The sequence below is a fragment of the Streptomyces sp. SM18 genome (genome assembly GCF_002910775.2).
In the GTDB taxonomy this organism is placed as follows: Bacteria; Actinomycetota; Actinomycetes; order Streptomycetales; family Streptomycetaceae; genus Streptomyces; species Streptomyces halstedii.
The window spans coordinates 3,344,830-3,358,278 of record NZ_CP029342.1; the positions used below are offsets into that span (position 1 = coordinate 3,344,830).

Here is a 13,449-nt window from a genome sequence, read left to right on the forward strand (position 1 = left end):
GCTCCCAAACGGCTCCCATCACCCCGTCGCCAAAGCTGCTCGATCACGCACCGAGCACGGCGTGCGGGAAGCCGTGCTCTTCATCCCTCACGATCGTCAGAGCGTGTGTGAGCATCTGCGCGATGTACGGGGCAGACCTCTCACACCCCGGCATCCGGCCATTGCCACAAGGTCGCGTCGGCATCCGCGTCACGTACGCCTTTCAGCTTCACGTCAGCCATGGATTCGACCTCAAAGAAGCGCAACGGATCAGTGATGATCCGCAGCGTCGGGATTCCCCTGCCCTCCTCCAGGTTCGAGGCGATGACGAGCGAGTAGTTGTTTCCCTCTGCAAGCGCACGCGTGAGTTCCGCGCTGGTGAGTGAGACGTCGGCGGGCTCTGCCCCGCCGTGAGCCTTGATCTCATAGAAATGGCCTGTTGAGTCGACGGCGTCCGCCCCCAGTCGTTGAAGACCTCGCTGGTCTTCCAGCATCCTCCCGCTCTCGCCGAGAATTCCGGCAAGCAACGCCAGGACGGTCTTCTCCTTGTCCCGGTCCTGGTAGCCGAGCAGCACGGAGCGCTCGTTGGGTGCGGCCCCGCCCTGGCGCGGTTGCGGCAGGGAAGCTGCACGTCGGCCTTTCGAGGATGACGCGGAGCGAAGCTGCGAGAGGGAAGCAGTACGAGTCGCCTGTGGACTACGCGCTTGTAGTTCGGCCAAGGAGACAAGCTTGCGAGGCTCAGCCGACAGCGGAATGGATGGGGACGCCACACCAGAAGGTATGGGAGTCAGCAGAGGCGCAGGGGTCGACGGAGGTGACGGGACTCCGGTGGGTAGCACCGGACCGCCCGGTTGGGCAGGAACCACAGGGCCCGAGGGCGCCGACAAATCTCGCTTCCGCAGCTGCGAGGCCAAACGCTCGCGATCCTCATGGTCTTGCTGGCCGGATGGGACAAGTGGGGTGACGGGAGCGTCCTGCGGCCGTTCCTCCTCCCAAAGGTCACGCCAGCGGTGGCCGACGTGAGCGCGCTCCGCGGAGAAGAGGGCAGCCACGGCCAACCCGCCTCCTCGGGTCGTCTTCAGCGCCTCGGGGGCACTGACGAAGAGCGCCTTGGCCTCCCGATCGACATGTGCATCGACCGGGACCTCAATCACGTCATGGCCCTCGCCCAAGTTCAGCCGGATCCGCAGCCCCAGCAAGACTCGTACCTCAAGCTCCATAAGCCACGCCCAGTCCGTGAAAGCCTCAGCGGCGGCCGGCTCGTCCCGTACGAGAGTGTCCTGCAGGCTGGTCACCGCCCACCGGAAGCCCTCGGTCAGCTGCCGATCAGGACGAGCACGGTCCGGAGCGACGACACACGCTTCCGACGCCTCCATCCTGTGCACCTTGAGAACACCCAACAGGCCGGCGAATTGCTGCAGATCTCCGCCGGGCTGCCAAACGTGAAGGTCCTCGCCGAGCGTGCGCGCGATGGCGGGGTGGTCTACCGCGTAGACGGGCCGCTCCTTCGTCCAGCCGAGGGTGGTGCGGAGCGGCAGCCAGCGCAGCTTGGCCCGCAGGCCGAGGGGGACGGGGCCATCAGCCGAAGTGACCGTGTCTGCAAGGGACCTCAACGCCTCCAGCATCACACGCTGCTGGTCGGCCCGAAGCTGAGCGCCGGACTGAGCGATCTCCTTCAGCACATCAGCGAGGTCCTCGGGCCTCGGCTCCTCGATCCATAGAGCGTCCCAGAGCGGATTCAACTCGGGGTCAGGGATGGTGAAAGGCCGGAAGCCGCGCAGGATCGTGGGACCACGGAAGCAGTCGCTCGACCTACGCCACCCCTGGTCGGTGAGCACGAAGTCGGTGCGGTTGAAGGCATCCCGGACCCTCCTTCGCAGCTCGTTGTGGGACGTACCCGGCGCCTCGCTTCTCAGCCGCCCCGCCAAAGCCTGATAGACGAGATATACCTCGGCCTTGAGACGGTCGTCCACCAAGCCAGGGGCCGTGGAACGCTTCCGAAGTTCCCGCAATCGATTGATCAGTTGAGGAACATCAGGGTCTCCCTTCACCCCAAGAGCAGCCAGGACATCAACTCTGTTGGACGTGGTCTGCTGGATCGCAGGGTGCAGGTACCCCGGGTCATCCTGACCATAGAGCGCCTGTGCGTCACGTGTTCGCAAGTGCACCTGCTGCGGAGTGCGAAGTTCGCCGCTGCTGTCCTCCAGCCAGGCCGTCTCCCGAAGGCGCCAGACCCAGAGGGCTGCCGTCTGGCCACGCACGTTCCAGCGGTGATACGCGTCCGCCGCCTGTACGTCTGCGTGTTCGGAGGAGCTGATCACGCCGGGCCTGCCAAGCGTCTGTAGCATGGCCGCCGTACGACGCCTGCGCTCCTGCGGATTCTGCTCGGCGATGATGTGTTGCACCACAGCGTCCACGTCCGGGCTACTGCGATCGTCCAACGTGTAGTACGCGCCCAATCGGCGCAGCTCGCTCGTACGCGCAGGCGGCGACAGCCAGCAGTCACGCGACAACCCTATGCGGGAGTCCGCCTCGTACTCCTTGGTCTCCCGGCCCGGCTGAATCTCCTTGAGCCGGGGTGCGTCCGCCACCCCGAGGAGTCGAAGGAAAGCCGTACGGCTCAGCCCGCACTGCGCTTGCGACAGCAGGGTTCGGGCATATGAGCGCTGCACCCATCTGATACCGGGGGTCTTCCCCGCCGCGACGGCGAAACGATCTCCGTCTGTGCTCTCCAGCGCTTGCGGCAGGTAGGCGTGTGCGGGCTGCACCACGCACGGCTTTTCGTTGCCTTCGCGGTCGTGCATGTAGCCGTCCAGGAGCACGGCCCGTCCGATGCCGGGGCCGAGTCGCTCACGTACCTTCTTCGATACTTCGCCCAAGCCCCGCTGGATGGCGACAAGTTGCTCGACTTCACATGCGATGTCACCTCCGATTCGCCTGCCCGCGCGTCCCATCCGTTCGATTCGACGCAGTACGGCCGCGGTGTCATCACGCCGTACGAGGCAGTCCTGTTTCCGTAGCCAGTCGAGGACATGTTGGGACCACTGCGAGTTCTCCGCGTAACCGGCATGGAGATTCACGACGATACCCAGCGCGTCCAGCGGGCTGGTGCCGCGTAGCTCGTCGTCCTGGTACTCCGCGAACGCGACGCCAGTTGCTGTGGGTCGCAGACGCTGACCATCGGCAGCAATGACGCACGGCTGGCTGCGCAGCAGGTAGCCGAGGTCCTCCTCGATGGCGACCGCCGTGAGACGGATGGTCTGCCCGATGTCGTACTCGGTGTCGTCGAGTGAAATGAGCGCGTCCCTCACCCGCACTTCATCGGCGACTTCTGCGGTGCCTTCGCAGCGCCAGTCCGTCAGGACCTCGCGCCACAGGTGAGCAGCATCGCGGGCGCGTCGCGGAAACGTACTCGACAGCCCGGCAAGCCGGGCAATGTCCCCGTCAGCCAGCACTCCCGACAACTGCGGCTCCTCAACGGCAAGCGCCGAGAGTGGCTTCGTGGTCCCGTCTGGACAGGGCAGGGAGATCCGGGACGCCAACCACGTGCGGGAACGGTCGACCAGCGCCGCCCGGATACTGTCCTGGAGCCGGGTGGGTGGCGAGGGGTCGGAGGGTGAAGGCAGCGGAACGAGGTGCCAAGCCGAAGGTTCGACGCCGCTGAGTATGTCGAGGGCGGCAGCAGCCCAGAGGTCCGCGACCAGTGGGACGAGATCCTCGTTCCACCGGCTGGCAGCGAAGCCTTCACGGCTGACGACGGGGTCGAACTGGGCGTGCACGCGGGCCGCGGCTCTCAACTCGGCCACAGGTAGCCCCGTGTGCACACTTCCCGGTTCCGATCCAAGCACCGGCAGCGCGACGGCGAGCGGCATAGAGGCCCCCACCGCCTTGTGCCGACGGGTACTCGTGCCGTGGGGTGCGACCTGGGCGTCGTAGACCCGCCACAGTGCTCCACTGGTCGTCCGGGCCTCACGGACCCGGACGTCCGCTTTCTCACCGTCGATGCGAAGCCTTCGCCGATCGATCTCCGTCCAACTCAGCCTGAGCGTCACCGGCGACGTCTCGTCATCGGGTTCCTGATCGACCGGGCAGTCGCTGAGGGCTTCGACTCGCGTCGCATGCCGGAGAAAGAGCAAGGAGCTGTCGTTCCACGTCTCGAACCACTCGAAGAGCTCCGAGGCGGACAGTACGCCGGCGGCTAGAGGGATCCGGAAGACCGTCCAGTCGGGCCCCGCAAGTTGTTCCGGCACCACCAACGGCCTGACCGCCTGAATTGACAGATCGGCGAACTGTACGTGGAAGGGGCGGCAGTGGACTTCCCAGGTGGTCGCCAGGGCGCGCAAGGTCGCCAGCCCGATGCCAAATCGTCCCGTCGCCTCCGCGTCGGAGGTCTTTCCGCTGAGCCACGGCAAACCGAGCAACAGGATGTCGGCCAGTCGCACGCCTTTGCCATCGTGAGCGATCAACAACTCCTTGGGGCGCCAAATGAATCGGACTTGGGAGGCCCCCATGTCATCGGCGTTCTGCACCATTTCAGACAGGACTTGCAGCCGGTCCGATGACAGGGTTTCTGCACCCCTCTGCCCTCCCTCGGCCATCAGCCGGAAGACGCCGGGCCCAGTCCGAAGCCCCTCCTCAAGTAGCCCCACCGCGCAAGCGGCCTGTTCAACGGTCTCGACATCGATACCCGGATCCGTACGCGGATCCGACAGCAGTGCTTCCACTGCATCGATGAGCTCCCCATCCTCGTTCACCCGAGTCTCCTCCCCATGGGCCGTTTTCGGGAGCGCCCCCCACGCCCAGCCAAAGCCTCACGGCAGATGGCGCTCCGTATGGCCATGCCCGTCGAAATCACGCCAAAGGCCGGTAACGTGGAGCCCCGAGCCAGCCCCCTAGTCACAGGGCAGACCGTGCGCTGCCATCCGAGCAAGCACACGGCCCTCAGCTCACGCCACAGCGAGTGAAAGACCGGAATCAACTACTCCTGGGGCCCGATTGTCAGGCCAGCATGCTAGAGGCGCCGGATGCAGACGCATTTGTGCCCTTGAACTCATGGGTCCCCAAGACGAATAGCCCTGTCTTGCTTGTGCCGAGGTGACCACAGACGGTACGACGGTCGCCATGCACCCATGGTCTCCGTTACTGACTTCGGCTTGTCAGGGTGAACCTTCGCGAAGACTCGGACGGATCTGGAGCGGTGGCTGTATCCGGTGGTGTGTGAGATACGCGGATGGGGGCGGGCTGACCGCCGTGGGCCGTGAGCGCCGGGAAGTGGTAAGGATCCAGGCGGCCGAGCTGTTCGCGCGGGGAGTCAAGGCACCGGAGGTCGCGCGACGACTGCGGGTGAGCCCGAAGTCCGCCTACCAGTGGCATCAATTGTGGCGGGAGGGTAGGACCAGGGCACTGGCCTCCCGCGGCCCGAGCGGATCTCGATGCCGTCTGTCCCCGCGCTGCCTGGAGAAACTGGCCGTGTACCTGGAACAGGGCCCAGCAGAACACGGTTGGGTGGAGGAACAGGTGTGGACCGCGGCGCGGGTGGCCACGCTGATCGGCCGGAAGTTCCACGTCTCCTACAGCGTCTCGGGCGCCACGAGGCTGATGCACCGGCTCGGCTTCAGCCCGCAGGTCCCCGCGCGGAAGGTCGCTGAGCGCGACGAGCAGGCCGTCACTGCGTGGAAGGAGGCGACCTGGGCGGAGGTAAAAGAGCGCGGGCGGCCTGCGGGGGCTACATCTGCTTCGAGGACGAGGCCGGCTTCACCCGCCGGCCGCCCGAAGGATGCACTGGGGCCGACGGGGCCGCACCCCTGTCGTGACGGTCAGCGGCCGGCGCTCGGGACGTCTGTCGGTGGCCGGGCTGATCGCCATGCGGCCCGGCTCCCGTACCCGGCTGTGCCACCGTCTGCGATCCCATCCCGCGGGCAGAGGCAAGCGCCGCAGCATGGGCGAGCGCGACTTCATCGCGCTGATCGACGGCGTCCACCAGCTGGTCAAGGCGCCGATCGTGCTGGTCTGGAACCGTCTGAACACCCACGTCTCCCACGCCATGCGCGACTTGATCGCCGAACGTGCCTGGCTGCCGGTGTTCCTGCTGCCTGCCTACTCGCCGGACCTCAACCCCGTGGAGTGGGTCTGGGCACACGTCAAGCGCAGCCTGGCCAACTTCGCCGTGGTCGCTTTCGACCAGCTCGAGGCCCTCGTCCGCAACCGGCTCAAACGCCTGTAGTACCAGCCCGAGACCCTCGACGGCTTCATAGTCGACACCGGCCTGACCCTCGACACCCCAACGTCACCCTGACAAGCCGAAGTCAGTAACAGCAAGGCCAGAGGGTCCAGTGTGCAAGTGGCACTGGGCCCTCTGGCGTTTCCGTGTGTCTGTCCGCGGGGCCGCCCGTTCCGGGGTCAGGGCTCTCATCCGGTGGTCTTGGACGACCGACCGGACGAGATCCCCGCCCCGTTCTTCCGTCAGACGGTCACGACGGGGCGCCCTCCTCCGCCAGGTCGCGGCGTGGGTGGTCCGTGGTGGGCGGGAGAGCGGCGGTGGTGAGGTCGCGTTCGAGGGCGTCCAGGGCCCTGCGGGCCGCTGTGACGCGTTCCAGCAGGAGCCGTTGGTCTTCCTGTACCGGTGTCGGGTCCGGTCCTTCCGGCGGCTCTTCCTCTCTCTCCATCTCGCGGGCCTCCTCAAGGGAGGTGATGACGACACCGACCAGGACGTTGACGAGGACGAAGGAAGCGAGCAGCACGTAGGAGGCGTAGTAGAGAAGGCTCCAGCGGGAGATCTCCAGGCCGGCGTGGATCGCGTCTCCGATGCCGTCGAGGATCATCAGCAGGAACAGCGTGAGGACCGCGCGGCCGATGGAGCCGTAGTGCTCGGGGTCCTGGTGGCCGAAGAAGACCCAGCCGACCATGGCGTACACGTAGAGCAGGAGCGCGCCGACCAGCAGGAAGCTCAGGGTGCCGGGGAGGCTGCGGCCCACGGCGACCAGGACGATCCGCAGCTGCGGGAGGAAGCGGGCCGTCCGTAGCACCCGGGCCAGCCGCAGCAGACGCAGGACGGTGGTGTTCTCGCGGACGAACGGCAGGAACGCGCAGAGGACCACGGCGAGGTCGAAGAGGTTCCACGGGTCCTTGCAGAAGTTCCGGGGGCGGTCAGCGTGGGCCCCCAGGCGCAGCAGGATCTCCACGGTGAACACGGCCAGGCAGGCGTGCTCGGCCAGACGTAACCAGCGGTGCCAATCCGCGACGAGTCCGGAGTACGTCTCCAGGCCCAGCAGTGCCGCGTTGAGGAGGATCACGGCGAGGACGGTCAGGGCGAACCATCTGGCCTCGGTGACGTGGCGGCACCGTCGTGCCAGTTCCAGACGGTCGGGCCGGAACTCGACGGCGGTCGTCCGGTCGTGCTGCTCCGGCATCGTGCTGCCCTGTCTCCTTCTCGTGCCGCCCCCTCCCGGCCGATGCTGCCGGGAGGCGGGCTCGTCGGGTGATCGGATCACCCTTCAGGAGAGACTTCTACAGCACTGTAGAACGCCCGGGGACGTCGGTCGCCGTATCCGGCCACGCCTCGTCCGGGGGACGGGTTCGGCGAACGGTCCTTGGCGGGACCCGGTGCGCGCCCGGCGGTGGGGGGTGTGACGGGTGTGACGGGCGGGGTACGGAGGGCTCCGCGTGAAGGACGGGATTCGCCGCACCGGTTCGCGTTAGTTGCGCAACCTTTAAACTGTTCGCATGGAGACCGCTGACGCGACGACGGGACAGGAAACCGCAGTGCTCGACGGAGGGCCTGCGGACGGACTACGGATGGAGGTCGCCGACCGGCCGCAGGTGATCCAGGTGACATACCCCTGCCAGGTGGAAGCCGCACCGAACGGCGTGCGCGTGGACGAGGTGTACGTCTACCGCCGCGACTACGCCGTGACCAGCGAACCGCTGCGATACGGGTTCGATGTCGCGAGCCCCTGACGCACACGGACCCCGGCGCGCGCCGAACCGAACCCCTGGCGCGCGCCGGCCCCGGGGGCATGGACACGCTGGTCATGGGCACACTGGTCATGGAAGCGGCGCGCGGTGGTCACGGACGCACGACGACGGCCTCCGGCCAGGGGCGTGGCCTCGCCGTTCGGCGGAGCTGACCATGTCGTGACACCGGTGACGGGCGACGCCCCGGGTGCCGCGCGAAGTACCTCCGGAGCGCCTCCACCGAGGGATGTGACCGGCGCCCCCGCGCGCGACAGCCCCGCGCGCCCCGGCCCCGGTGCCCACGGACCCTCGGCGGCCCCGCCCACACCGGGCGCACCCCGGCGGTCGACGGATCAGCGCGTCGGGTCGTTCTCCGTGGTGGGACGTGCCTGCGCCGTCTCTCCGGGGACGGTCCGGACGGCGTACGGCGCGGGCTCGGTGCCGGCCGTGTTCGCCGTGTCCTCGGCCGGGCCCCCGGAGGGCCGTACGGTCGCGCCACCGTCCTTCTTCATCGCCTCGGCCTCGCTCTTGAGGATGCGCATCGACTTGCCCAGCCCCCGGGCGGCCTCGGGCAGCTTCTTCGACCCGAACAGCACGATGATCACGATCGCCACGACCAGCAGGTGCCAGGGCTCCAGTCCGTTGCGGATCATCCCGCCCACCTCTCCTCTTCGCCGACCCTCGATGCCCACCGGGCGGTGCGCACCGTCTGACATCATTGCTACATTGCGCAACTGTACAACCATGGGGGGTGGGTCAGTCGTCCACTCCGTATGAGTCGGACGGATGAGGGTGCACGGATGACCACCACCAGCGATCAGGCCACGCCCTCCCGTCGGCGGCGTCGCGAGGAGCCGCCTGGGCACGACAAGGCTCCGGGCCGTACGCGGGGCAGGCCACGTGGCAAGCGGCACGGTGGCCGCGCGGCACGGCGCCGCAAGCGCGGTCCGCTGCGTACGGTCCTGATGGCCGTCCTGGCCCTCGCGGTGCTCGGTACGGGCGGCCTCGGGTGGGTCTATCTGAAGCTGAACGGCGACATCGACACCTTCGACGGCGAAGGACTGTCCAAGAACCGGCCCGAGTCCGGCACGTCCAAGGGTGCGAACGTCCTGGTCATCGGCTCCGACGCGCGCACCGAGGGCAACAGCGCGCTCGGCGGTGGCAGCAAGGACGACATCGGCCGCGCCGACACGGCCTTCCTGCTCCATGTCTACGCCGACCACAAGCACGCGATCGCGGTGTCCATACCGCGCGACACCCTGGTCACCATCCCGCCGTGCCTGCTGCCCGACGGCACCTGGACCGAAGCTCAGTCCGACACCATGTTCAACGCGGCCTTCTCGGTCGGGCAGACCGAATCGGGGAACCCGGCCTGCACCCAGAACACCGTGGAGGAACTCACCGGACTCCGGGTCGATCACACGCTCGTGGTGGACTTCAAGGGTTTCGCGGCGCTGACGGACGTCGTCGGCGGCGTGCGGGTGTGCCTCCCCCAGGACATCTACCAAGGCGACCTCAACCCCAACCGCGCGACCAAGGGCGACCTGATCTTCGAGAAGGGCGAGCAGGACGTCTCCGGGCAGAAGGCCCTGGACTACGTCCGCATCCGGCACGGCATCGGCGACGGCTCCGACATAGGGCGGATCAAGCGCCAGCAGGCCTTCGTGTCGAGCCTCCTCAAGAAGATCAAGAGTGACGGCCTCACCCCGACGAAGCTGCTGCCGCTGGCCACCGCGGCCACCCAGTCCATGACCGTCGACCCCGGTCTGGGTACGGCGGACAAGCTGATCGCCTTCGGCATGTCGTTGAAGGACATCGACCTGCACGACACGAAGTTCGTCACCGTCCCCTGGCGCTATCAGGGTTCGCGCGTCGCGCTCGCCGAGCCGGACGCCTCCGGTCTGTGGGCCGCGCTGAAGGCCGACCGCACCATCGACGGCAAGGACGCCAGCGGGGGGAGCGGGAAGACCTCGGAGGCGTCGGCCTCCCCGGGGGCCACTGGGAGCGACGGGAGCGGGGTCGACGGGGACGGCATCGACGTGGCCGTCTACAACGGGACCACCGTCGAGGGGCTGGCCGCCGAGGCGGCGACCGCCCTCACCGGCCACGGTTTCACGGTCACCGGCACCGGCAACGCCGGCAGCCGGGAGCACAGCACCACGGTCGTCCAGTACGGCACGGGGCAGCGGAGCCGGGCCGAGACGGTCGCCGAGCTGTTCCCCGGCGCACAGCTGGAGCCCATCGGCGGATCCGCGATCAACGTGGTCGTGGGCGCGTCCTACACCGCCGGTGACTCACCCGCGGCACCCGGCGCCGGGACGGAGACCACGCCGACCTCCGCCTCCAGCTCCGTGGCGGAGGACGCCCGCTCGGGCGACGACGACCTGTGCGCGGACCTCTCGTACGGAACCGGCGGCTGACGGACGCCGGACGAACCCTCCATCCGCTCGGGCCCCGGGGGGACCCGCCTCACCGCCCGTCCGCGTCCCCCGCGTGCCGTCGCTCGTACCGCGCCCGTGCCGCCAGGAGGCCGGCGGCGTACAGCCCCAGGACCGCGGCGAGCTGCGGGTAGTACAGGCCCGGCAGTGTGGTCAGGCCGAGCAGCGGGCCGAGCGGTGACGGGGGCAGCAGCAGTCCGATGGCGGCCAGTGCCGCCGCGGCCCAGGCGACCGGTCCCGGTCTGCGCCCCTCGGCGCCGCGTCGGCCGATGCGCAGGAGCAGCATCACCAGGGCCTGGGTGAGCAGGTTCTCGGTGAACCAGCCGGAGTGGAACGCCGCCTCGTCGTCGCCGGTCCCCGGGCCGTACAGGGCCATCGCGAGGACCCCGAAGGTCGCGAGGTCGGCGACGGCGTTGAGCAGGCCGAACCCGGTGATGAACCGCAGGAGTTCGCGCGGGCGCAGCACGGTCGGCCGCCGCAGCTCCGACGGGTGCGGGCGGTCGTGGACGAAGGCGAGCTGGGCGGCGTCGAAGCAGAGGTTCTGCGCGAGCACCTGGGCCGGCAGCATCGGCAGGAACGGCAGCAGCAGGCCCGCGGAGAGCATCGCGATGACGTTGCCGAGGTTCGAGGACAGGGTGACCCGCAGATACGTGGCGATGTTGCCGCTCGCGTGCCGGCCCGCGCTGATCGCGTGGGCGATGGCCGTGAGGTCCTTCTCCGCGAGCACCACGTCGGCGCCCTCGCGGGCCACGTCGGCGGCCTCGCGCGGGGCGATGCCGACGTCGGCGGCGCTCAGGGCGGGCAGGTCGTTGACGCCGTCACCGAGGAATCCCACGGTGTGCCCCGCGTCCCGCAGCGCCAGGGTGACCCTGGCCTTGTGTTCGGGGGTGCAGCGGGCGAAGACCGTCGTACGGCCGGCCAGCTCGGAGAGTTCGGTGTCGGTGAGCCCGTCGATCCGGTCGGCGGTGAGCACCGCGTCGTCGGCGACGGGGATGCCGAGGTCGCGGCAGGCGCGGGCGGCGGTGCCGGGGTGGTCGCCGGTGAGGATCTTGACCGTGACGCCCTGCCCGGTCAGGACGACGAGCGCGTCGGCGGCGGTGGGGGTGAGCGCGTCCCGGAGGGTGACCAGGCCGTGGAAGGTGAGGCCGCGTTCGTCGGCGGGCGTGTAGGCGCGGGTGCGTGCCCGGCGTTCCGCGGTGGCGACCGCCAGCACGCGTACGCCGCTTTCGGCCTGTTCGGCGGCGAGGCCGCGCAGCCGTTCGCGTGCGTCCTCGGTGAGGACACAGCGGCCGAGCACCGCCTCGACGTCCCCCTTGACGACCAGGGTGTGCCGGCCGAGACGGCCGGGGGTGCGGACGACGGCGGTGGCGAGGCGGCGGAGCGGGTCGAAGGGGACGGCCGCCGTCCCGTCGTACGCCGTGAGCGCGTCCTCGTCGGCCGCGTCCAGGATCGCCTCGTCCAGGGCGTCCGGCACCGGCAGGTCGGCGAGCTGCAAGGTCCACCAGGCGTTGACGGCGGCCCAGCGCAGCACGTCCGGGTCGTCCCGGCCGTCCGCCCCGATGGCGCGGTCGACGACCGGCCGGTCCTGGGTGAGGGTGCCGGTCTTGTCCAGGCACAGCACGTCCACCGCGCCGACGTCGTGCAGCGCCGGCAGCCGCTTGACGATCACCCCGTGGGTACGGGCCAGCAGCGAGGCGCCCCGGGCCAGGCAGGTGGTGACGAGCACCGGCAGCATCTCCGGCGTCAGCCCGACCGCCACCGCGACGGCGAACGGCAGTGTCTCCAGGCCCCGCCCGCGCAGCGCCGCGTTGGCCATCAGCACGAGGGGCGGGGTGAGCAGCATGAACCGGATCAGGGTCCACGAGATCCCGTGGACCGACCGGTCGAAGGCGCTCGCCTCCCTCGGCCCCGGGTACCGGTCCTGAGCGGCGGCGAACCGGGTGTGCCCGCCGGTCGCGGTGACGACCGCCGTGGCGCTCCCGGAGGCGACACTGCTGCCCTGGAAGCACAGCTGCGGCTGCTCGAACACCCCGCCGCCGGTCCTGCCGGGGGTGTCTTCGGCGTGTTTCGCGACGGGTGCGGACTCCCCCGTCAGCGCGGCCTGGTGCACGGTGAGCCCGCTCGACCGCAGCAGTCGTACGTCCGCCGGGACCAGCTCGCCGGGCCCGAGGCGGACGACGTCCCCCGGTACCAGGTCGTTCACGGGTATCTCGCGGGCAGCGGCCGCCTCCTCCCCGTCCGCGCGCCGCAGCACGGTGGCCGTGGTCGCGACCAGCTCCCGCAGTCCGGCCATGGACCGGTCGGCGCGGTGTTCGCCGGACGCGCGCAGGACGCAGCTCACCGCGACCAGCAGGAGGATCACCGAGGCGGCGCCCCAGGCGAGGACGAGCGCCGAGACGAGGCCGAGGCATCCCAGTACGGCCGTGAACGGGTCCCGGAGGCTGCGGACGAACAGGCGCGGCCAGGAGGCGGGGCGCCGGCCCGGGACCGTGTTGCCGCCCGACCGGGCCAGCCGCTCCTCGGCCTCCGCTTCCGTCAGGCCGCGCGGGCCGCTGTCCAGCCGTCGCAGCACCTCCAGCACGGTCGGCGCCGTGGGACCGGGGCCGGGGGCCCCGGCCGCGTCCCGGCCGTGTCCCGGTCCGGGTACGGCCGCGGGGGCGGGTGCCCCGGCGGCCCGGCCCGAGGCCTCGGTGGTCTCAGCCACCGGTTCCGGGCAGCCTGGTCACCGCCGCGTGGGCCTGGTGGGCCTGGTGGGAGCGCACGGTCAGCTGCCCGACCATGACCCGGACCACGGTCACGATGTCGGGGTCGTCGACGTAGTAGACCTGGCGGCGGCCCTCACGGCGGGAGCGTACGAGTCCGGCGAGCTTCAGTTTCGCCAGGTGCTGGCTGACCGCGGGCAGCGCGCCGCCGACGCGGTCGGCGAGGTGCGTGACGTCGCTCTCGCCCTGCGACAGCGCCCACATGATGTGCAGCCGGGCCGAGGAGGCGAGCAGGCCGAACGCGGCGGCCGCGTCCGCCAGCACCTCGGCGGACGGATCCCCGAAGCCAGCGACGTTCTCCGCCAAGGTCCTCTCCC

At 69.6% G+C, this 13,449-nt stretch carries 7 protein-coding genes and 2 pseudogenes; 4 read left to right on the top strand and 5 right to left on the bottom strand.

The genetic code is table 11. The features are described 5' to 3' along the window. Window positions 1–140: 140 nt before the first annotated feature. Window positions 141–4,733: an ATP-binding protein gene (locus tag B9S64_RS14855; protein WP_103491336.1), complete on the bottom strand. Its 4,593-nt coding sequence runs from the start codon at window positions 4,731–4,733 to the stop codon at window positions 141–143. 367 nt (window positions 4,734–5,100) lie between these two features. Between B9S64_RS14855 and B9S64_RS14860 the strand changes: the two are divergent. Both B9S64_RS14860 and B9S64_RS14865 read left to right on the top strand, forming a co-directional pair. Next, window positions 5,101–5,604, top strand: a pseudogene (locus tag B9S64_RS14860) (transposase); the annotation flags it as partial. 184 nt (window positions 5,605–5,788) lie between these two features. After that, window positions 5,789–6,274 (top strand): annotated as a pseudogene (locus B9S64_RS14865) (transposase). Between the two features lie 175 nt (window positions 6,275–6,449). On the opposite strand, the gene B9S64_RS14870 reads toward B9S64_RS14865, so the two are convergent. Further along, complete coding sequence (locus B9S64_RS14870; protein ID WP_103491337.1) at window positions 6,450–7,388, bottom strand: ion transporter; 939 nt, start codon at window positions 7,386–7,388, stop codon at window positions 6,450–6,452. Window positions 7,389–7,701: 313 nt separating this feature from the next. Here B9S64_RS14870 and B9S64_RS14875 point away from each other — a divergent pair, with 313 nt between their 5' ends. After that, window positions 7,702–7,935: a hypothetical protein gene (locus B9S64_RS14875; RefSeq protein ID WP_028442080.1), complete on the top strand. Its 234-nt coding sequence runs from the start codon at window positions 7,702–7,704 to the stop codon at window positions 7,933–7,935. Between the two features lie 350 nt (window positions 7,936–8,285). Here B9S64_RS14875 and tatA read toward each other — a convergent pair whose 3' ends face one another. Further along, complete coding sequence (gene tatA, locus B9S64_RS14880) at window positions 8,286–8,585, bottom strand: Sec-independent protein translocase subunit TatA (RefSeq protein ID WP_103491338.1); 300 nt, start codon at window positions 8,583–8,585, stop codon at window positions 8,286–8,288. Window positions 8,586–8,732: 147 nt separating this feature from the next. Between tatA and B9S64_RS14885 the strand changes: the two genes are divergently transcribed. Further along, window positions 8,733–10,352 (top strand): LCP family protein, encoded by a 1,620-nt coding sequence (locus B9S64_RS14885; RefSeq protein WP_103491339.1) that lies wholly within the window; start codon window positions 8,733–8,735, stop codon window positions 10,350–10,352. Between the two features lie 49 nt (window positions 10,353–10,401). Here the strand turns inward: B9S64_RS14885 and mgtA are convergent, their stop codons facing one another. Further along, a complete protein-coding gene (gene mgtA, locus B9S64_RS14890; RefSeq protein ID WP_103491340.1) occupies window positions 10,402–13,074 on the bottom strand; it encodes a magnesium-translocating P-type ATPase in 2,673 nt (890 codons plus the stop codon). Further along, window positions 13,067–13,438, bottom strand: a complete 372-nt coding sequence (locus B9S64_RS14895) for a metalloregulator ArsR/SmtB family transcription factor (RefSeq protein ID WP_037877895.1) — start codon at window positions 13,436–13,438, stop codon at window positions 13,067–13,069. Before B9S64_RS14895 ends, mgtA begins: the two co-directional genes overlap by 8 nt. Window positions 13,439–13,449: the final 11 nt, after the last annotated feature.

What these genes read in the sequence shown, in the direction of transcription:
- B9S64_RS14870 (WP_103491337.1), bottom strand. Translation starts at nt 7,388, where the DNA reads ATGCCGGAGCAGCACGACCGGACGACCGCCGTCGAGTTCCGGCCCGAC.
- B9S64_RS14875 (WP_028442080.1), top strand. Translation starts at nt 7,702, where the DNA reads ATGGAGACCGCTGACGCGACGACGGGACAGGAAACCGCAGTGCTCGAC.
- tatA (WP_103491338.1), bottom strand. Translation starts at nt 8,585, where the DNA reads ATGATCCGCAACGGACTGGAGCCCTGGCACCTGCTGGTCGTGGCGATC.
- B9S64_RS14885 (WP_103491339.1), top strand. Translation starts at nt 8,733, where the DNA reads ATGACCACCACCAGCGATCAGGCCACGCCCTCCCGTCGGCGGCGTCGC.